Source organism: Kitasatospora sp. NPDC042419 (assembly GCF_056437345.1).
Map to the genome: position 1 here is coordinate 109255 of NZ_JBWKAW010000028.1, position 23417 is coordinate 132671.

Genomic DNA, 23417 nt, shown 5'->3' on the forward strand with positions numbered 1-23417 from the left:
CACCGGCCATTTGTGTACCGTTCGTTGCCACGATGTGGAAATCCGGCACGTCGAATTCCACTTCGTCGAATTCATCGTGTCGAACTGTCGTCCGGCAAGATCATTCGTCCACGGATCCGCTGATGGCGGGCTCTTCCGGTATTCCGGAAGGTGTGGACGCCGCAAAGGATACCCAACCCGCCAGGGCTGTGAAGAGTGCGGGGAATCGGCCACCGGAGTGCGGGATCCGGTCACCTTGTCCGTACGGGCAGTGACGACCTGTCCGTTCGCGCAGTCGTGCGGCCGGTGAGAGCTGGATCTCACCGGATCCCCGAGTGGCGCGATGTGGCCGGTTAGCGGCTTGCTTTATCTGATCATCTGCTGATTTGGGATGATTTGGCTGCGCACTTTCGGTGCCGACCAGGGCCGAAACCTGATGGTTGCGGCCAATTGAGGCCACAGTCCAGAGTTCAGGTGCTCGATCCCCGTGCAATCGACGTATGGACGTGATGGAACGGTATGGCCGAGTCGAACACTGCTGCGCACACACTCGAACAGCGTGACGATGCGATCGCGATCATCGGTCTCGCCTGTCGCGTTCCGGGAGCCGCCACCCCGGACGGCTTCTGGGAACTCCTCCGCAACGGCGTCGATGCCACGACGGCACTCCCGGACCGACGCCGGGAGGCGGCCCCGGGCGAGAACGGGGACGAGGGCGGGGGCAGTGCCGCCACGCCGCCGGACGCACCCCGCCGGGGCGGCTACCTGGACGAGGTCGACCGCTTCGACGCGGCCTTCTTCGGCATCGGACCGCGCGAGGCCGTCCTGATGGACCCGCAGCAGCGGCTGATGCTCGAACTGTGCTGGGAGGCCCTGGAGAACGCGGGCATCCCCCCGCACCGGCTCCGCGGCGGCCCCACCGGAGTCTTCGCGGGCGCGATCTGGGACGACTACGCCACGCTGCTGCGCCGCGCGGGAGTCGCCTCCGGCCCGCGCCAGGTGACCGGCCTGCACCGCAGCATGATCGCCAACCGGGTCTCCTACACCCTCGGCCTGCGCGGCCCCAGCATGACGATCGACGCCGCCCAGGCGTCCTCGCTCGTCGCCGTCCACACGGCCTGCGAGAGCCTGCGCCGCGGCGAGTCCGAACTCGCCCTCGCCGGCGGGGTCAACCTCGACCTCCTGCCCGACGCGGCGGGCGACGCCGGCAAGCTCGGCGGCCTCTCCCCGGACGGCCGGTGCTTCACCTTCGACGCGCGCGCCAACGGCTACGTCCGCGGTGAGGGCGGCGCGGTCGTGGTGCTCAAACCGCTGGCCCGCGCGCTCGCCGACGGCGACACCGTGTACTGCGTGGTGGCCGGCAGCGCCATGAACCACGACGGCGGCGGCGAGGCGCTGACCACGCCCGACGCCGAGGCGCAGGAGCAGGTGATCCGCGCGGCCCACCGGCGCTCCGGACTCCCCGCGGCCGCCGTGCAGTACGTCGAACTGCACGGCACGGGCACGCCGGTGGGGGACCCGGTGGAGGCTGCCGCGCTCGGTGCCGCGCTCGGCGCGGACCGTCCGTCCGGCGAACCCCTGCGGGTCGGCTCGGTGAAGACCAACATCGGTCACCTGGAGGGCGCGGCGGGGATCGTCGGCCTGCTCAAGGCCGTGCTCGGCATCCGCCACCGGGAACTCCCGCGCAGCCTCAACTTCGAGACGCCGAACCCGCGTATCCCGCTCGACCGGCTGGGCCTGCGCGTCCAGGACGCGACGACCGCGTGGCCGCGCCCCGACCTGCCGCTGGTCGCGGGGGTGAGTTCGTTCGGCATGGGCGGCACCAACTGCCATGTGGTGCTGGCGGAATGGGCGCCGGACCGGTCCGGCGCCGCGCGGCCCGCCGCCGACCCGGATCCCCGGGGTGTGGTCCCCGCCGGGCCCGCCGGGCCGGCTGAGCCGGCTGAGCTCGCCGGGCCCGCCGGGTCTGCCGAGACGGGAGCGGTTGCCGAGGAGGCCGCGGACCCGGTCCTCGTACCGCTGTCCGGCACCACGCCGGACGCGGTGCGCGCCCAGGCCGCCCGGCTGCGCGCGCACCTGCGGGAACACCCGGAGGTCACCCCCGCGGACCTCGGCTGGTCCGCCGCGACCACCCGCAGCCACCTCGCCTCCCGCGCCGTCGTGATCGCCCGGACCCGCTCCGAACTCCTCTCCGGGCTGGGCGCGTTGGGCGGGACCGACGATTCCGGCGATTCCGGCGAGGCCGCCGCCGGGGACACCGTGACCGGCGAGGTCCGCCCCGGCCGCACCGCGTTCCTGTTCGCCGGGCAGGGCAGCCAGCGGCCCGGCATGGGACGCGAACTCCACCGCCGCTTCCCGGTGTTCGCCGCCGCGTTCGACGACGTCTGCGACCACCTCGATCCGCACCTCTCCCGTCCGCTCCGCGAGGTCCTGTTCGCGCCCGAGGACAGCGCGGAGGCCGGACTCGTCCACCGCACCGAGTTCACCCAGCCCGCCCTGTTCGCGGTCGAGGTCGCGCTCCACCGCCTGCTCGCGGACTGGGGTGTCACCCCCGATCTCCTGCTCGGCCACTCGGTCGGCGAGATCTCGGCCGCGCACGTGGCCGGTGTCCTGTCGACGGCCGACGCCTGCGCGCTGGTGGCCGCCCGGGGCCGGCTGATGCAGCAACTGCCCGCGGGCGGGGCGATGCTGGCGGTCCGCGCGAGCGAGGACGAGGTCGTCGCCGCCCTCGCCCCAGTCCGCGACCGGGTGTCGGTCGCCGCGGTGAACGGGCCGACCGCCACCGTGGTCTCGGGCGACGAGGAGGCCGTCCTCGCCCTCGCGGAGGCGTGGCGCGCCGAGGGCCGCAAGGTCCGGCGGCTGCAGGTCGGGCACGCCTTCCACTCACCGCGGACGGACGCGATGCTCGACGCGTTCGCCGAGGTCGCGCGCGGCCTGACCTACCGGCCGCCGACCACGCCCGTCGTGTCGAACCTGACCGGCGAGCTGGTCGCCGGCGAGGAGATGTGCTCGCCGGACCACTGGGTCCGCCACGTCCGCGGGACCGTCCGCTTCGGCGACGGCGTCGACCGGCTGCGTGCGGCCGGTGCGACCGTCCTCGTCGAACTCGGCCCGGACGGCAGCCTCTCCGCGCTGGCCCGGGAGTGCCTGCCGGGCACCGGGCGCGACGCCGTCGCGACGGTCGCCACGCTGCGCGCCGGCCGGCCCGAGGCGCCCGCCCTCGCTGCGGCCGCCGCCCGCCTGCACACCCTGGGCGCGGAACTCGACTGGTCCGCCCTGTTCGCGGGCCGCGGGGCGCGCCGGATCGACCTGCCCACGTACGCGTTCCGGCGCGCCCGCCACTGGCTGGACTCCGCCGGGCCGGAGGGGACCGCGCCCGCAGCGGCGTCCGCCGGGGCTCCCGCCGACGCGTCCGCCGATCCGTCCGCCGATGCTTCCGGCGGCCTCGCGTCCGACGGTCCCGCGTCCGCCGGGGTGTCCGGGGCCGCTGCGGCGCTCGCCCGCCGCATCGGCGCGCTGCCCGTACCCGAGCAGGACCGCGTCCTCCTGGACCTGGTCCGCTCGCACGCGGCGGCCGTCGTCGGACACACGCAGAAGGACTCCGTCCGGCCCGAACTCGCCTACCGGGAATCGGGCCTGGACTCGCTCGCCACCGTCGAACTCGTCCAGCGCCTCGCCGCCGCCACCGGTCTCGACCTGCCCGCGACCGCGGTCTACGACCACCCGACACCCGCCGACCTCGCGCGCCACCTGCGGACCCGCGTCCTGGACCCGTCCCCGGCCGGCCGCGCGGCGGGCCCCGTCCCGGCCGCCGCCGCCACCGACGACGACCCGATCGCGATCGTCGCGATGGGCTGCCGCTACCCCGGCGACGCCCACTCGCCCGAGGACCTGTGGCGGCTCGCCGCCGAGGGCGTCGACGCCATCGGGCCGTTCCCCGGGGACCGGGGCTGGGACGCCGCCCGACTGCACCACCCCTCCCCGGACCACCCCGGCACCACCTATGTGCGCGAAGGCGGATTCCTGTACGGCGCCGGGGACTTCGACGCCGAGTTCTTCGGCATCAGCCCGCGCGAGGCCCTGGCCATGGACCCGCAGCAGCGCCTCCTCCTGGAGACCTCCTGGGAGGCCCTGGAACGCGCCGGCCTCGACCCGGCCGGCCTGCGCGGCGACCGGGTCGGCGTCTTCGTCGGCGCGACCGCGCAGGACTACGGCCCGCGCATGCACCGGCCGGCCGGCGGCTTCGACGGCTACCTGCTCACCGGCACCACCCCGAGTGTCGCCTCGGGGCGGATCGCCTACGCGCTCGGCCTCGAAGGCCCGGCCGTCACCGTCGACACCGCCTGCTCCTCGTCGCTGGTCGCCGTGCACCTGGCCGCCCGGGCCCTGCGCAGCGGCGAGTGCACGCTCGCGCTGGCCGGCGGCGCGACCGTCATGGCCGAGCCCGGCATGTTCGTCGAGTTCGCGCGCCAGCGCGGCCTCGCCCCGGACGGCCGCTGCAAGCCGTTCTCCGCCGACGCGGACGGCACGGCGTGGGCCGAGGGCGTCGGCGTCGTCCTGCTCGAACGGCTCTCGGACGCCCGCCGCAACGGCCACCCCGTGCTGGGGCTCGTCGTCGGCTCCGCCGTCAACCAGGACGGCGCCAGCAACGGCCTCAGCGCGCCGAACGGGACGTCCCAGCAGCGGGTGATCCGCCAGGCGCTCGACGCCGCCGGCCTCGCCCCGGCCGACATCGACGTGGTCGAGGCGCACGGGACGGGCACCGCCCTCGGCGACCCCGTCGAGGCGCACGCCCTGCTCGCCGTGTACGGCCGCGACCGCGGCCCCGGGAACCCGCTGCTGCTCGGCTCGCTCAAGTCCAACATCGGCCACACCCAGGCCGCGGCGGGCGTCGCCGGGCTCATCAAGACCGTCCTCGCGATGCGGCACGGCATCGTGCCGGGCACCCTGCACCTGCGCGAACCGTCGCCCCGGGTGCGCTGGAAGGACGGCGCGATCACCGTGCCGACCACCGCCACCCCGTGGCCCGAGCGGGCCGCCGACGGCGGGCCCGACGGGGACACCGGCCGTGGCCGCCCCCGGCGCGCGGGCATCTCGTCGTTCGGCATCAGCGGCACCAACGCCCACGTCATCGTCGAGCAGGCGCCGGCCGAACCCGTGCCGGTCGAGCCCGTGCAGACCGAGCCCGCGGCGGCCGGTGCCGTGAACCCCGGCGCCGGGCCCGCCGACACCGGGCCCGCTGACGCCGAACCCGCTGACGCCGGGCCGGGCGACCTGGTGCCGCTGACCGTCTCCGGCCGCACCGAGGCCGCGCTGCGTGCCCAGGCCGACCGGCTGGCCCGGTACCTCGCCGCCGCCGAGCCCGGTGACGCCGACGAGGCCGCCGAGCCCGGTGACGCCGACGGCGCCGAGGGCGCGTTCGACCGCCACGCGGTCGGCCACGCCCTGCTGCGCACCCGCACCCGGTTCGACCACACCGCCGTCGTCCTCTCCCGCACCCACGCCGACACGCTGCGCGGGCTGACCGCCCTCGCCGCCGGCGAGCCCGCGGACAACCTGGTGCGGGCCCAGTCGACGGCCGTCGGCGGGACCGTCTTCGTCTTCCCGGGCCAGGGCTCCCAGTGGGCCGGCATGGCACTCGAACTCCTCGACACCTCACCGGAGTTCGCCGCCGCACTGGAAGCCTGCGCCGAGGCGCTGGCCCCGTACGTCGACTGGTCGCTCGTCGACGTCCTGCGCGGCCGCCCGGACGCGCCCGACCTGACCCGGGTCGACGTCGTCCAGCCGGTGCTCTTCGCCGTCATGGTCGCCCTGGCCCGGCTCTGGCGGTCCGTCGGCATCGAACCGGGCGCCGTCGTCGGCCACTCACAGGGCGAGATCGCCGCCGCCTGCGTCGCCGGAGCGCTCTCGCTCGACGACGCCGCCAAGGTGGTCGCGCTGCGCAGCCGCGCCCTGCTCGCCACGGCCGGCAGCGGCGGCATGGCCTCCGTGCCGCTGCCGGCCGAGGAGGTCGGCGCACTCCTCGCGCCGTGGGACGGCCGCCTCGGCGTCGCCGCCCGCAACGGGCCCGCCAGCACCGTCGTCTCCGGGGACACCGACGCCCTCGACGCCTTCCTCGCCCGCTGCGAGCGGGACGGCGTCCGGGCCCGCCGCATCCCCGTCGACTACGCCTCGCACTCGGCGCACATGGAGTCCCTGCGCGAGCCGCTGCTCGCCGCGCTCGCCGACATCACCCCGCGCGCCGCGCTGACCGCGTTCTACTCGACCGTCACCGGTGGCCTGCTGCCGGACACCTCGGTCCTCGACGCCGACTACTGGTACCGCAACCTGCGGCAGGACGTGCGGTTCGAGCCCGCCGTACGGGCACTGAGCGAGGACGGCTACCGCCTCTTCGTCGAGGCCGGTCCGCACCCCGTCCTGAAGATCGGGATCCAGGAGACGCTCGACGCCCGTGCGTCCGCCGCCGCCGCCGGTGACGTTGGCGGTGGCACCGGCGCGGGCAGTGGCGCGACCGGCGGCACGGCGATCGGCACCCTGCGGCGGGACGACGGCGGCCGCGACCGGTTCCTCGCCTCCGTCGCGGAGGCGATCGTGCACGGCGCCGCCCCGGACCCCGACGCGCTGCTCGGCGCGCACCACGCCGGGCCCGTCGCCCTCCCCACCTACGCCTTCCAGCACCGCCGCTACTGGCTGACCGCGCCGGACGGGCGCGACGCCCGCCCCGCCGACCTCGGCCTCGACGCCGTCGACCACCCGCTGCTGGGCGCCGTCACCACGGCCCCGGACGGCAGCACGCTGGCGACCGGCCGGATCTCCCTGGACGACCGGCCGTGGCTCGCCGACCACGCGGTGGTCGGGACCGTCGTGCTGCCCGGCACGGCCTTCCTCGACCTGGTCCTCCGGGCGGGGCGGCTCGCGGGCTGCGCCCGGGTCGAGGAGCTCGCGCTGGAGACGCCGCTCGTCCTGCCGGACGCGGGAGGCGTGCAGATCCGCGTGGCCGTCGCCCCCGCCGACCCGTCCGGCCGGCACGCCGTCACCGTGCACTCCCGGCCGTCCGGCCACGAGGCCGGCGCGGACGCCGGGGTCACCGGCGAGGCCGGGGACCCCGACGCCGCCGACTCCTCCGCGGACTCCGGAGAGCGGCCCTGGACCAGGCACGCCTCGGGGACGCTCACCGCCCAGTCGGACACCGAGCAGTCGGACACCGACCCGTCGGGCAGCGTGCCGACGGGCGCCGAGCCGTCGCTCGCCGTCCGGTCCGGGACACCCGGCCCCGGGGCCGCCTGGCCGCCGCCGGGCGCCGAACCCGTCGACCTCTCCGACGCGTACGACCGGCTCGACCGTCTGGGCTACGGCTACGGGCCCTGGTTCCGGGGTCTGACGGCCGCCTGGCGCGCGGACGGCGACCTGTACGCCGAAGTCCGGCTGCCCGGCGAGCCGGACGACGGCGACACCGCGTTCGGCGTGCACCCCGCACTCCTGGACGCCGCGCTGCACCCGCTGCTCCTCGGTCCCGCAGCCTCGGCCGACCCGACGGGACCGTCGGGGCCGACGGGGCCGACGGGGCCGTCGGGTCCGTCCGACGGGTCGGCGCCGCGAATCCCCTTCTCCTTCACCGACGTTCGGCTGCACGCCACCGGCGCCACCGTCCTCCGGGTGCGGCTGGCGTCCGGCGCCGACGGCATCAGGACGCTCCGGGTCGAGGACGCCGCCGGCGCGCCCGTCCTCTCGGTCGGCGGGCTCACCCTGCGCGAACTGGCCGCCGACCGCCTGGCGGTGCCCGACGCCACACCCCGTGACGCGATGTTCGGGCTGAACTGGACGGAGCTGAGCCGGACGGAACCGAGCCGGACGGAGCCGCCCTCGGCCGCCGGCTACGCACTGGTCGGCAGCCCGGTCGGTGAGGCGGTCGGTGAAACGGGAGCCGACCTCCTCGGCCTCACGGACCCCACCGGCGCCCGGCCCGCGACGTACACCGACCTCGCCGACCTCGACGCCCACACCGCGGCCGGAAACCCGGCCCCGGCCGTGGTGTTCGCCACCGCCCCGGCCGTCGACGACGCCGCCTCCGTCGCCGAGGGCGCCCACGCGACCGCCCGCTGGGCGCTCGACACCGTCCGCGCCTGGCTCACCGGCGACCGTCCGGAGGGTTCGAAGCTCGTCGTCGTCACCCAGGGCGCCGTCGCCGTCAGGCCAGGCGATCCCGTCGACGGTCTGCGCCAGGCCCCGGTGTGGGGCCTGCTGCGCACCGCGCAGTCCGAACACCCCGGCCGCTTCGGCCTGGTGGACCTCGACGACCTTGCCCGGTCGGGTGCCGCCCTGCGCGCCGCGGGGGCCTCCGCGGAGCCCCAACTGGCGCTCCGCGACGGGATCGCGTACCGCCCGCGCCTCACCCCCGCCGCCCCGGCCGCCCCGGCCGGGGGCCCGCGCCGACCGGACCCCGAGCGCACCGCCCTGATCACGGGCGGCACCGGCACCCTCGGCGCGCTGGTCGCCCGCCGCCTGGTGACCGCGTACGGGCTGCGCCGCCTCGTGCTGGTCAGCCGGGCCGGCCGGGAGGCCGCGGGCAGCGAGGCACTTCAGGCCGAACTCGCCGGGCTGGGCGCCCACGTGACCGTCACCGCCTGCGACGTCTCCCGTCGCGAGGAGCTGGCGGCGGTCCTCGCCGACATCCCCGCCGAACACCCGCTGGGCATGGTGGTCCACACCGCGGGCGTCCTCGACGACGGCACACTGGCGACGCTCTCCCCGGACCGCCTCGACGCCGTCCTGCGGCCCAAGACGGACGCGGCGTGGCACCTGCACGAGCTGACCCGCGGGCAGGACCTCGACGCGTTCGTGCTGTTCTCCTCCGTCACCTCCGTCACCGGCAACGCCGGCCAGGGCGCCTACACGGCGGCCAACGCGTTCCTCGACGCCCTGGCCGAGCACCGCCGCGCGGCCGGGCTCCCCGGGAACGCGCTCGCCTGGGGCCTGTGGGCCGAGGGCAGCGGGATGACCCGGCACCTGGACCGCGCCGACCTCGCCCGGATGGCCCGCGGCGGCATCGGGACGCTGACCACGGAGACCGGACTGGCACTGTTCGACGCCGCGCTGCGGCGCGACCTGCCGTACACCGTCACCGCGCGGCTCGACCGCGCGGCCCTGCGCGTCCTCGCCGAGGCCGGCACCGTGCCCGCCGTGCTGAAGGGCCTGGTCCGCGCACCGCTTCAGCGTGCCGCCAACACGGAGGCCGGCGCCGACGGCGCCTCCTCCTGGGTCCGCCGGACGGCCGACCTGCCCGACGACCGGCGCGCCCGCGCGGTCCTAGACCTCGTCCGGACGCAGACGGCCGCCGTCCTGGGGCACGGCGACGCGGAGGGCATCGACGTCGAGCGAGCGTTCCGCGAACTGGGCTTCGACTCGCTCACCGCGCTCGAACTGCGCAACCGCCTCAACGTCGCCACGGGCCTGCGGCTGCCCGCCACCGTCGTGTTCGACCACCCCAGCGCGACGGCGCTGGCCGCGCGACTGACCCGCGAGGTCGTCGGCGACCGGGCGGCGCCGGTGGAGGGCGCGCGCGGCCGGACCGAGGCCGCGACGGCCCTGGACGACGACCCGGTCGTCATCGTCGGCATGGGCTGCCACTACCCCGGCGGCGTCGCCGGGCCCGACGACCTGTGGCGCCTGGTGGCCGAGGAGACCGACGCCGTCGGCGACTTCCCGCAGGACCGGGGCTGGGACGTCGACTCCCTCTACGACCCGGACCCGTCGAGCACCGGCAAGGTGTACACGCGGCACGGCGCCTTCCTGCACGACGCCGGGGACTTCGACGCCGACTTCTTCGGCATCTCGCCGCGCGAGGCCGACGCCATGGACCCGCAGCAGCGGCTGCTGCTCGAAACCTCCTGGGAGGCGCTCGAACACGCGGGCATCGACCCGACCTCACTGCGCGGCAGCCGGACCGGCGTCTTTGCGGGCGTCATGCACCACGACTACGCCTCGCGCCTCCACCGGGCCCCCGACGGCTACGAGGGCATGCTGCTGGCCGGGAACGTCGGAAGTGTCGTCACGGGCCGCGTGGCGTACACGCTGGGCCTGGAGGGCCCGGCGGTCAGCGTCGACACGGCGTGCTCGTCGTCGCTGGTGGCGCTGCACCTGGCGGCGAACGCGCTGCGCTCGGGGGAGTGCGACCTCGCGCTGGCCGGCGGGGTGACCGTGATGTCGACGCCGCACGTGTTCGTGGAGTTCTCGCGCCAGCGCGGGCTCTCCGCCGACGGACGCTGCAAGCCGTTCGCGGCGGCCGCCGACGGCACCGGCTGGGGCGAGGGCGTCGGCCTGCTCGTCGTCGAGCGGCTGTCGGACGCCCTGCGCGAGGGGCACCGGGTGCTGGCGGTCGTGCGGGGCACGGCGGTCAACCAGGACGGTGCGTCGAACGGCCTCACGGCGCCGAACGGGCCCTCCCAGGAACGGGTGATCCGGCAGGCGCTGGCCGGCGCGGGTGTGTCGGCGGCGGAGGTGGACGCGGTGGAGGCGCACGGGACCGGGACGACGCTGGGTGATCCGATCGAGGCGCAGGCGCTGTTGGCGACGTACGGGCAGGGGCGGTCGGCCGAACGGCCGCTCTGGCTGGGGTCGGTGAAGTCCAACATCGGTCACACGCAGGCGGCGGCGGGTGTCGCGGGTGTGATCAAGATGGTGATGGCGATGCGGCACGGTGTTCTGCCGAGGACGCTGCACGTGGACGCGCCGTCGCCGCACGTCGACTGGTCGGGCGGAGGCGTCGAACTGCTGGCCGAGGCCACGCCCTGGCCCGAGGCCGACCACCCGCGGCGCGCGGCCGTTTCCTCGTTCGGGATCAGCGGTACCAACGCGCATGTGATCATCGAGCGGCCCGCGCCGGCCCCGGTCGGCGAGGACCAGGCCGGCGCCCTGTCGGACGGCGGCCGGGTGGTGCCGTGGGTGTTGTCGGCGCGGTCGGGTGGGGCGTTGCGGGCGCAGGCGGGGCGGCTGAGGTCGTGGGCGCTGGCCAACCCGGACGCCGATCCGGCCTCGGTGGGCCGCGAGTTGGCCGTCGGCCGGGCCGTGCTCGACCACCGCGCGGTGGTGCGGGGCCGGGATGTCGGTGAACTGGCGGCGCGGCTGGCCGAGTTGGCGGTGGCGGAGGCGGTTCCCGGCCCGGTGAAGGCTCCGGGTGCCGGTCCGGTGTTCGTGTTTCCGGGGCAGGGGTCGCAGTGGGCGGGGATGGCGGCTGAACTGTTGGATTCCAGTGCGGTGTTCGCTGATGTGGTGGCGCAGTGTGCGGTGGTGATGGATCCGTTGACGGATTGGTCGCTGGTGGAGGTGTTGCGCGACGGCGCGGGGGCGTTGCTGGATCGGGTGGATGTGGTGCAGCCGGCGTTGTTCGCGGTGATGGTGGGTCTGGCGCGGTGGTGGGAGTCGGTGGGGGTGCGTCCGGCCGGTGTGGTCGGGCATTCGCAGGGTGAGATTGCTGCTGCGCATGTGGCGGGGTTGCTGTCGTTGGAGGATGCGGCGCGGATCGTGGTGCTGCGTAGTCGTGCGTTGCGGCGGGTGTCCTCGGTGGGCGGCGGCATGCTGTCGGTGGGCGTGGGCGCCGAGCGCGCGGCTGAACTGGTCGCAGGCGACGGTCGGTTGTCGTTGGCGGCGGTGAACGGGCCTGCGAGTGTGGTGCTTTCGGGTGATGTGGAGGCGTTGGCGGAGGTCGTGGCCGCCTGTGAGGTCGAGAACATCCGGGCTCGTCTGATCCCGGTGGACTACGCGTCGCATTCGGCGCACATGGACGCGGTGCGTGAGGAGGTCGAGGCGCTGTCGGCGGCCACGACGCCGCGACCGGGCCGGGTGGCGATGTACTCGACGGTGACCGGCGAAGTGGTCGGCGATCACGAGGTGTTGGCGGGTTCGTACTGGTTCGACAACCTGCGGGGCACGGTCCGTCTGGACACGGCGGTGCGCGCGGCGGTGGCGGACGGGCACACGGTGTTCGTGGAGTGCAGTCCGCACCCCGGCCTGGTCGTCCCGGTCGCGGACCTGCTGGAGGAGCAGGACCTCACCGGCGCGACCGTCCTGGAGACGCTGCGCCGTGGCGAGGGCGGTCCGGAGCGGTTGGTGACGGCGCTGTCCGCCGCCTTCGTCCAGGGCCTGCACGTCGACTGGACGGCCGTGCTCCCGCTGTCGGGCGCCGTCACCAGGCCTCTCGACCTCCCGACCTACGCCTTCCAGCACCGCCGCCACTGGCTCGACGCGCCGGTGGTCCCGGGGGCTGCGAAGGACCTCGGCCTCACCGCCGTCCGCCACCCCCTGTTGGGCGCCGCCGTGCGTTCGCCGGGGGAGGACGGGGTGTCGTTCACCGGGCGGCTGTCCCTCGCGTCGCACCCGTGGCTCGCCGACCACGCGGTGTTCGGCACGGTGATCGTGCCGGGTACGGCGCTGCTCGACCTGGCCGCGTGGGCCGGAGCCGAGGCCGGGTGCCCGGTGGTGGACGAACTCACCCTGCACGCGCCGCTGGTGGTGCCCGAGCGGACCGGTGTCCGGCTGCACCTCGCCGTCGCCGCGCCCGACGCCGCCGGGGTCCGGGCGGTGGCCGTCCACTCGCGTCCGGAGGACACCTCCGACGAGGCGTCGTGGACGCTGCACGCCACCGGAGCGGTCGCCACCGCCGCATCGGCTGCTGCCCCGCCGGCCACCGCCTCTGAGGCGGACGCCGATGCGCTCGCCGTCTGGCCGCCCGACCGGGCCGAGGCCGTCGACGCCACGGCCGTCTACGACCGGCTCGCCGAGTTCGGCTACCACTACGGCCCGGCCTTCCAGGGCCTTCGGGCCGCCTGGCGGCGCGGTGACGAGCTGTTCGCCGAGGTCGTCCTGCCGGATCCGGCCGCTCGCGGGGAGCACGGCTTCGACCTGCACCCCGCCCTCCTCGACGCCGCGCTGCACCTCGCCGCGCTGGACGCGGTGGAGACGTCCGGCGCGACGCTGCTGCCGTTCGCCTGGTCGGGCGTGACCCGGGAGAGCACCGCCGGGCCGGTCACCGCGCTGCGGGTCCGGCTCCGCCGCACCGGCGGCGACACCGTGACCGTCCTGGTGGCCGACGACACGGGTGCACCGGTCGCCCGCGCCGGGGCGCTCGCGCTGCGGCCGCTCGCCGCCGAGCAGCTCGCGGCGTCGGTCGACGCCGATCCGGCCTGGCTGCACCGGGTGGAGTGGACCCCGGCGGCGCTGCCGGAGGAGCCGGACCTCTCCGGCCTTCCGGTCCACTTCGACCCGGCCTCGGCCGCCGAGGCGGGCGCCGACGTCGCCGTCCTGGTCTGCCCGCCCGCCGACGGCACCGCGCCCGACGCGGTCGCGGCGGCGGTCCACGGCGCCCTCGCCACCGTCCGCGGCTGGCTCGCCGACGAGCGCCTCGCCGCGGCCCGGCTGGTCGTCGTCACGCGCGGCGCGATCGGCGCCGACCCGTCCGAGGACGTCCCCTCTCCGGCCCACGCGGCGGTCTGGGGCCTGGTGCGGACCGCGCAGACCGAGCACCCGGGCCGTTTCGTCCTCGTCGACCTCGACCCGCACGGCGCCGACCCGCACGGCGCCGCCGCGCATGCTGCCGACCCGCACGCTGCCGATCCGCTCGCGTCACCGCCGGACCTGCCGGCCGCCCTCCTGCGCGCCGTCCTCGCCACCGGCGAGGCCCAAGCGGCCGTCCGCGACGGCGCCGTCCTGACACCGCGCCTGGTGCGCGCCGCCGCCGACGCGGCGCTGGTGCCGCCGGACGGGCCCGCGCCGTGGCGCGTCGAGTCGGGCCCGCGGCACACCCTCGACTCCCTGGAAATCGTCGAACACCCCGGCGCGGCAGCCGAGTTGGCCGAAGGAGAGGTCCGGGTCGCGGTGCGCGCGGCCGGAGTGAACTTCCGCGACGCACTGATCACCCTCGGCATGTACCCGGGCCGGGCGGTCGTCGGCGCCGAGGCGGCGGGCGTCGTCGTCGAGGTCGGCCCCGGCGTCACGACGCTCGCACCGGGCGACAGTGTGATGGGGCTCTTCGACGGCTCGTTCGGCCCGCTCGCCGTGGCCGACCACCGCCTGCTCGCCCCGGTCCCGTCCGGCTGGTCGTTCGCCCAGGCGGCCTCGGTGCCGGTGGTGTTCCTGACGGCGCTGTACGGGCTGCGCGACCTCGCGGGCCTGCGGTCCGGCGAGTCGGTGCTGGTGCACGCGGCGGCGGGCGGCGTCGGCATGGCCGCGACGCAGCTCGCGGAGCACTGGGGCGCCGAGGTCTTCGCCACCGCGAGCCCCGGGAAGTGGGGGACCGTCCGCGGACTCGGAGTGCCCGCCGAGCGGATCGCGTCCTCCCGCGACACCGGCTTCGAGCGGCGCTTCACCGAGGCCACCGGCGGCCGCGGCGTCGACGTTGTCCTGAACTCGCTCGCCGGGGAGTTCGTGGACGCGTCACTGCGCCTGCTGTCGGACGGCGGCCGGTTCGTCGAGATGGGCAAGACCGACATCCGGGCGGCGGAGGCCGTCGCGGCCGGGCGGCCGGACGTCCGCTACCGGGCGTTCGACCTGATCGACGCAGGCCCGGACCGGATCGCCGAGCTGTTCGCCGAACTCGTCGGCCTCTTCGAGTCGGGTGCGCTGCGCCCGCTGCCCGTGCGCACCTTCGACCTCCGCCACGCCCGCGAGGCGGTGCGGTTCGTCAGCCGGGCCCGGCACACCGGCAAGGTCGTCCTGACGCTGCCGCAGCCCCTCGCCGACGGCGGGACCGTCCTGATCACGGGCGGCACCGGGACCCTCGGCCGCCGCCTCGCCCACCACCTGGCGACCCGGCACGGCGTCCGGTACCTGCTGCTGGTCGGGCGGTCCGGTGCCGACGCACCCGGTGTGGCCGAACTCGTGGCGGAGCTGGCCGGGACGGGCACCACCGTCACCGTCGCGGCCTGCGACGCGGCCGACCGGACCGCCTTGGCCCGGGTCCTGGCCGACATCCCGGCCGGGCACCCGCTCACCGCCGTCGTCCACGCCGCCGGGGTGCTCGACGACGGCCCCGTCGAGGCGCTGACACCGGAGCAGGTGGACCGCGTCCTGCGCGCCAAGGTCGACGTCGCCGCCAACCTGCACGAACTCACCCGGGGCGCCGACCTCGCCGCGTTCGTGCTGTTCTCGTCGGTCGCGGGCGTCCTCGGCACCGCCGGCCAGGCCGGCTACGCGGCGGCCAACGCCTACCTCGACGCCCTCGCCCACCACCGCCGGGCCCGCGGCCTGCCCGCCACGGCGCTGGCCTGGGGCCTCTGGGCCGAACGCAGCACGATGACGGAACACCTCGGCCGGGGCGACCTGAAGCGGCTCGCCCGGGGCGGGCTCGTGCCCTTCTCGACCCCCCAGGGCCTGGCCCTGTTCGACGCCGCCCGGCAGCGCCCGGACGCCGTACTCGTCCCCGCGCGGGTGGACCTCGCCGCCCTGCGCGCCCCCTCGGCGCCCGTCCAGCCACTGCTGCGCGCCCTGACGGGCCCGGCCGCGCCGCACCGCGCGACGGGTGCCGGTGCCGGCGCCGGCACCGGCACCGGGGGTGCACTTCCCTGGGCCCGACGGCTGGCCGGTGCCACCCCGGAGGAGCGCGCCGAGATCGCGCTGCGCCTGGTGCGGACGGAGGCGGCCGTCGTCCTCGGCCACGACTCGGCGGAGCGCGTGCGCCCCGACTCGGCCTTCCGCGACCTCGGGTTCGACTCCCTGACCGGTGTGGAACTTCGCAACCGCCTCAGCGGGGCCACCGGCCTGCGGCTGCCGTCGACCCTGGTCTTCGACCACCCGACCCCCGTGCGCCTCGCGGACTCCCTGGTCACCGCGTCGCTCGGTGAGGACGCGGCCCCCGGCGGGGCTCCGGCCGGCGGCCGCGCGGCCACGGCGACGGCGGGCACGGCCGACGACCCGGTGGTGATCGTCGCGATGGGCTGCCGGTTCCCCGGCGGCGTCGAGTCGCCCGAGGGCCTCTGGGACCTTGTCGCCGCCGGGGGCGACGCGATCGGCGACTTCCCCCGGGACCGCGGGTGGGACACCGACGCGCTGTTCGACCCCGACCCCGAGCGGTCGGGCAAGAGCTACGCCCGCACCGGCGGATTCCTGTCCGGTGTCGCCGACTTCGACGCGGAGTTCTTCGGGATCTCGCCGCGCGAGGCGCTGGCGATGGACCCGCAGCAGCGGCTGCTGCTCGAAACGGCCTGGGAGGTCTTCGAGCGCGCCGGCATCGACCCGGCGTCGCTGCGCGGCAGCCGGACCGGTGTGTTCGCGGGCATGGCCGGGCACGACTACGCGACGGCCGGGATGCCGTCGAGCGTCGAGGGGCACGTCCTCACGGGCAACGCCACGAGCGTCGCGTCGGGCCGCGTGGCCTACACCTTCGGCCTGGAGGGCCCGGCGCTGACGGTCGACACGGCCTGCTCGTCGTCGCTGGTGGCACTGCACCTGGCGGCGAACGCGCTGCGCTCGGGGGAGTGCGACCTCGCGCTGGCGGGCGGCGTCACGGCCATGTCGACGCCGGACTTCTTCGTGGAGTTCTCGCGCCAGCGGGGGCTGGCACCCGACGGCCGCAGCAAGGCCTTCGCGGCCTCCGCCGACGGCATGGGCGCGGCCGAGGGCGTCGGACTGCTGCTGGTCGAGCGGCTGTCGGACGCCGTACGCCATGGGCACCGGGTGCTGGCGGTCGTGCGGGGCACGGCGGTCAACCAGGACGGCGCGTCGAACGGCCTCACGGCGCCGAACGGGCCCTCGCAGCAGCGGGTGATCCGGCAGGCCCTGGTCAACGCGGGCCTGCCGGCGGACCAGGTCGACGCGGTGGAGGCGCACGGCACCGGCACCGCGCTGGGCGATCCGATCGAGGCGCAGGCGCTGTTGGCGACGTACGGGCAGGGGCGGTCGGCCGAACGGCCGCTCTGGCTCGGGTCGGTGAAGTCCAACATCGGCCACACGCAGGCGGCGGCGGGTGTCGCCGGCGTGATCAAGATGGTGATGGCGATGCGGCACGGTGTCCTGCCGAGGACGCTGCACGTCGACGAGCCGACGCGGCACGTGGACTGGGAGAGCGGTGCCGTCGAACTGCTGACGGGTGACGTGCCGTGGCCGGCGGGCGAGCGGGTCCGGCGGGCGGGCGTGTCGTCCTTCGGGATCAGCGGGACCAACGCGCACGTCATCCTGGAGGAGGCACCCGCGTCCGGGCCAGTACCCCTCGACGGGGCACCGGCCCCGGCCGTGGGCGTCGGCGCGGGCGCGGGCGTGGCCGTGGGGGCGGGAGCCGTCGTCCCGTGGGTGCTCTCGGCCGGCTCCGAGGCCGCGCTGCGTGCGCAGGCCACCCGGCTCGGCAGCTGGCTGTCGGCGCACCCCGAGGCCGATCCGGTCGACGTGGGCCGGGAGCTGGCCACCGGGCGTGCGGTGCTCGACCACCGCGCGGTGGTCCGCGGCCGTGACGGCGCGGAGCTCGCGGCGGCCCTGGACGGGCTGGCCCGGGGGACCGGGGACGCGGTGACGGGCGTCGCCGTCGGCGGGACCGGTGCCGGTCCGGTGTTCGTGTTCCCGGGGCAGGGGTCGCAGTGGGCGGGGATGGCGGCTGAACTGCTGGATTCCAGTGCGGTGTTCGCTGATGTGGTGGCGCAGTGTGCGGTGGTGATGGATCCGTTGACGGATTGGTCGCTGGTGGAGGTGTTGCGGGATCCGTCGGGTGGGTTGTTCGACCGGGTGGATGTGGTGCAGCCGGCGTTGTTCGCGGTGATGGTGGGTCTGGCGCGGTGGTGGGAGTCGGTGGGGGTGCGTCCGGCCGGTGTGGTCGGGCACTCGCAGGGTGAGATTGCGGCTGCGCATGTGGCGGGGTTGCTGTCGTTGGAGGATGCGGCGCGGATTGTGGTGCTGCGCAGTCGTGCGTTGCGGCGGGTGTCCTCGGTGGGTGGCGGGATGCTGTCGGTGGGCGTGGGTGCCGAGCGCGCGGCTGAACTGGTCGCGGGTGACGGCAGGTTGTCGCTCGCTGCGGTGAACGGGCCGACCAGTGTGGTGCTTTCGGGTGATGTGGAGGCGTTGGCGGAGGTCGTGGCCGCCTGTGAGGGCGAGAACATCCGGGCTCGTCTGATCCCGGTGGACTACGCCTCGCACTCGGCGCACATGGACGCGGTGCGTGAGGAGGTCGTGGCGCTGTCGGCGGCCACGGTGCCGCGGCCGGGTCGGGTGGCGATGTACTCGACGGTGACCGGCGAAGTGGTCGGCGATCACGGGGCGTTGGCGGGTTCGTACTGGTTCGACAACCTGCGGGGCACGGTCCGTCTGGACACGGCGGTGCGGGCGGCGGTGGCGGACGGGCACACGGTGTTCGTGGAGTGCAGCCCGCACCCCGGCCTGGTCGTCCCGGTCGGTGACATCCTCGAATCGATCGACGCGGCGGACGGGATCGTCCTGGAGACGCTGCGCCGTGGTGAGGGCGGTCCGGAGCGGTTGGTGACGGCGCTGTCCGCCGCCTTCGTCCAGGGCCTGCCCGTCGACTGGACCACCCTCCTGCCGCCCGGCACCGGCCTCCGCCCGGACCTGCCGACCTACGCCTTCCAGCGCCACCGCTACTGGGTGTCGGCCGCCGACTCCGGCTCGGCCGGCGTCGGGTGGGGCCAGTGGGCCGTCGACCACCCCGTCCTGGGTGCCGCCGTCGACCTCGCCGGCGCGTCCGGGACGGTCTTCACCGGGCGCCTGTCGGCGGCCACGCACAGCTGGCTCGCGGACCACGCGGTCCTCGGGTCGGTGATCGTGCCGGGAACGGTCTTCGTGGACCTCGTCCTGCGGGCCGGCGCCCGGCTCGGCCCGGCCGAGATCGAGGAACTGACCCTGCACGCCCCGCTCCTGCTGCCCGACACGGCCGGCGTCCTCGTCCAGGTCACGGTGGACGCGCCCGACGCGACCGGCGCCCGGCCGGTGGCCGTCCACTCGCGGCCCGAGGACGCGGGCGCCGACGAGCCGTGGACCCGGCACGCCACCGGGACGCTCCTCGCCACGGACGCCGGCGCCGGCACGGACCCTGCGCCGGGCGCGCCGGACCTCACCGTCTGGCCGCCGTCCGGGAGCACGCCCGTCGGGATCGACGGCGGCTACGAGCGGCTGGGCGCCGCCGGGTTCGACTACGGTCCGGCGTTCCAGGGCCTGCGGCGCGTCTGGCGGCGCGGCGCGGAGCTGTTCGCCGAGATCGAGCCCCCCGCCGGGGCACTCGACGACGCCGACCGCTTCGACCTCCACCCGGCCCTCCTCGACGCCGCCGTCCACGCGCTCGGGATCGGGGAACCGCCCACGGGCGACACCGGCGACACCGGCGACACGGGCGGCACCGGTGCGGCCGACGAGGCCCGCGTCGCGTTCGCGTGGCGCGGCGTCCGGCTGACCGCCGCCGGGGCCACCCGCCTGCGCGTCCGGCTGGCGCCGGCCGGCGACGGCGCGGTGTCGCTGCACCTCGCGGACGACACCGGAAGCACCGTGGCCTCGGTCGCGGCACTGACCGTCCGACCGGTGACGGCCCGGCAGTTGCGCCCGGCGGGCCCGTCGCACCGCGACGCGCTGTTCCGGGTGGACTGGCGGCCGGTAGACGCCGGTGCCGACGCCGGCCCCGATGCCCGCGTCGGATCCACTGCCGGATCCCTTGCCGAAGTCGGGCCGTCGCCGGAGTGGGCGCTGCTCGGCCCCGACGTCCTCGGCCTGGCCGACCGTCTCGCGGAGGGGCACCGGCCCACCGCGCGGTACGAAGACCTGTCCGATGCCGCCGCGACACCCGCACCCGTGCCCGGCACCGTCGTCACCTGCGTCGATGCGGCGCCCGCAGCTGCGGAGGACGTCCCCGCGCGGACCCGTCGCCTGCTGGATTCGGTGCTCGGCCACCTCCAGGCGTGGCTCGCGGACGACCGGTTCGACGGGGCCCGGCTGGTCGTGGCCACCACGGGCGCCCTCGCGGCGCACCCCGGCGAGGGCGCCACGGACCCCGCGGCGGCCGCCGTCTGGGGCCTGGTGCGCTCGGCGCAGTCGGAGCACCCCGGCCGCTTCGCGCTCGTCGACCTCGACGGGCACGACGCATCGCCGGCCCGGTGGCCGGCCGTGCTGACCTCGCAGGAGCCGCAACTGGCGCTCCGGGAAGGCCGGTTGTCCGCACCCCGGCTGGTCCGCGCAACCCCGCCGGCCGCCGACGGGTCCCCGTTCGACCCGGACGGTACCGTCCTGGTCACCGGGGCCACCGGCGGGCTGGGCGCCCTGGTCGCCCGGCACCTGGTGGCCGCCCATGGCGTCCGCCGGCTCCTCCTGCTGTCGCGCCGCGGCCCGGCCGCCCCCGACGCGGCGGCCCTCCTCGCCGACCTCGCCGACCTGGGGGCCGAGACCACGCTGGTATCCTGCGACCTCGCCGACCGGGCCGCGCTGGCGGGCGAGTTGGCGCGGATCCCCGAGGACCACCCGCTGACCGCCGTCGTCCACACCGCCGGCATCGTCGACGACGGCCTCGTCGAGACCCTGACGCCCGGACACCTGGACCGGTCGCTGCGCCCGAAGGCCGACGGGGCGTTCAGCCTGCACGAACTCACCCGCGACGCCGAACTGTCCGCGTTCGTGCTCTTCTCCTCGGGCGCCAGCACCTTCGGCGGACCGGGCCAGGGCAACTACGCCGCCGCCAACGCCTTCCTCGACGGCCTCGCCGAGCACCGCCGCGCCCACGGCCTTCCGGCGATCTCGCTCGCCTGGGGCCTGTGGGCGGGCGAGCGGGGCATGGGCGGGCGCCTGAGCGAGGCCGACATCGCCCGCTGGGGGCGGACCGGCGCCGTGGCGATGCCGCCCGAGGAAGCACTCGGCCTGCTCGACCTCGCGCTCGGCGCACCCGACGCGACCCTCGTCCCCGCCCGACTCGACCTCGTGGCGATGCGCTCCCGGGCGGCCGCCCTGCCCGCCCTGCCCGCGCTCTTCGGCGACCTGCTGGGCACGGCCGGGCGCCGCCGCGCCGCGGAGCCCGGCACACCGTCGCTCGCGGGCCGGCTCGCCGCGATGACGCAGGCCGAACGTGAGCAGACCCTGCTGGACCTCGTCCGGACCGAGGCCGCGGCCGCACTCGGCCACCGGAGCGTCGACCCGGTGCACGCGACCCGCGCGTTCAAGGAGATCGGGTTCGACTCCCTGACCGGCGTCGAGCTGCGCAACCGGCTCAACGCGGCCACCGGCCTGCGGCTGCCGTCGACGCTCGTCTTCGACTACCCCACCCCGGTCCGGCTCGCGGAGTTCCTCCTCGGCCGGCTGCTGGACGGCGCCGCGCCGTCGAGCGGCGCGGCGGCCCTGCCCGCCCCCGCCACGGCGTTCGCGCCGGCCGGCGGCGAGGACCCCGTCGTGATCGTCGGGATGGGCTGCCGGTTCCCCGGCGGAGTCGGATCGCCGCAGGACCTCTGGGACCTGGTGGCCGCCGGCGGCGACGCCGTCGGCGACTTCCCGCAGGACCGGGGCTGGGACGTCGCCTCGCTGTTCGACCCCGACCCCGAGAAGTCCGGCAAGAGCTACGCCCGCACCGGCGGATTCCTGTCCGGTGTCGCCGGGTTCGACGCGGAGTTCTTCGGGATCTCGCCGCGCGAGGCACTCGCGATGGACCCCCAGCAGCGGCTCCTCCTCGAAACGTCCTGGGAGGCCGTCGAGCGGGCCGGAGTCGACCCGACCTCGCTGCGCGGCAGCCGGACCGGGATCTTCGCCGGCGTGATCGACAACGACTACGGATCCCGGCTCGACCACGTCCCGGACGAGGTGGAGGGGTACGTCGGTTACGGCAGCGCCAACAGCATCGCCTCCGGACGCGTCGCGTACACACTCGGCCTGGAAGGGCCGGCGGTCAGCATCGACACGGCGTGCTCGTCGTCGCTGGTGGCGCTGCACCTGGCGGCGAACGCGCTGCGCTCGGGGGAGTGCGACCTCGCGCTGGCCGGCGGAGTGACCGTGATGTCGACCCCCGAGTTCTTCGTCGAGTTCTCGCGGCAGCGCGGGCTGTCGCGCGACGGCCGCTGCAAGGCGTTCTCCGCCGCAGCGGACGGCATGGGCGCGGGCGAGGGCGTCGGACTGCTGCTGCTGGAACGGCTGTCGGACGCGCGCCGCAACGGGCACCGGGTGCTCGCCGTGGTGCGCGGATCCGCGATGAACCAGGACGGCGCGTCGAACGGCCTCTCCGCCCCCAACGGCCCCGCACAGCAGCGGGTGATCCGGCAGGCGCTGGCGAACGCGGGCGTGCAGGCGGCGGAGGTGGACGCGGTGGAGGCGCACGGGACCGGGACGACGCTGGGTGATCCGATCGAGGCGCAGGCGCTGTTGGCGACGTACGGGCAGGGGCGGTCGGCCGAACGGCCGTTGTGGCTGGGGTCGGTGAAGTCCAACATCGGTCACGCCCAGGCTGCGGCGGGTGTCGCGGGTGTGATCAAGATGGTGATGGCGATGCGGCACGGTGTCCTGCCGAGGACGCTGCACGTGGACGCGCCGTCGCCGCACGTGGACTGGTCGGCGGGGCAGGTCGAGCTGCTGACGGGTGACGTGCCGTGGCCGGCGGGCGAGCGGGTCCGGCGGGCTGGCGTGTCGTCCTTCGGGATCAGCGGGACCAACGTGCACGTGGTGCTGGAGGAGGCTCCCGAGGGCGAGCCCGAGCCCGAGGCCGAGTCCGTCGTCGTCGACGGTTCGGGTGGTGTGGTGCCGTGGGTGTTGTCGGCGCGGTCGGGTGGGGCGTTGCGGGCGCAGGCGGGGCGTTTGCGGGAGTGGGCGCTGGCGAATCCGGATGCTGATCCGGCTTCGGTGGGTTGGGAGTTGGCGGTCGGTCGGACGGTCTTCGATCACCGTGCGGTGGTGCGGGGTCGGGATGTCGGTGAACTGGCGGCCGGGCTGGCTGAGTTGGCGGTGGCCGAGGATGGTGCCGGCGCGGCTGTGGCCGGTGGTCCGGTGTTCGTGTTCCCGGGGCAGGGGTCGCAGTGGGCGGGGATGGCGGCTGAACTGCTGACCGCCAGCCCGGTGTTCGCGGAGGCCGTCGCGCAGTGTGCGGTGGTGATGGATCCGTTGACGGATTGGTCGCTGGTGGAGGTGTTGCGCGACGGCGCGGGGGCGTTGCTGGACCGGGTGGATGTGGTGCAGCCGGCGTTGTTCGCGGTGATGGTGGGTCTGGCGCGGTGGTGGGAGTCGGTGGGGGTGCGTCCGGCCGGTGTGGTCGGGCATTCGCAGGGTGAGATTGCTGCTGCGCATGTGGCGGGGTTGCTGTCGTTGGAGGATGCGGCGCGGATCGTGGTGCTGCGTAGTCGTGCGTTGCGGCGGGTGTCCTCGGTGGGCGGCGGGATGCTGTCGGTGGGCGTGGGTGCCGAGCGGGCGGCTGAACTGGTCGCGGGTGACGGCAGGTTGTCGCTCGCTGCGGTGAACGGGCCGACCAGTGTGGTGCTTTCGGGTGATGTGGAGGCGTTGGC

General features: G+C 75.9%; 1 protein-coding gene. It reads left to right on the forward strand.

What is annotated here, in order from left to right:
• Positions 1 to 498 precede the first annotated feature (498 nt).
• Positions 499 to 23417, forward strand: a 22919-nt coding sequence (locus AC067J_RS35315) for an SDR family NAD(P)-dependent oxidoreductase (RefSeq protein WP_478306304.1), incomplete at its 3' end; no start/stop codon positions are given.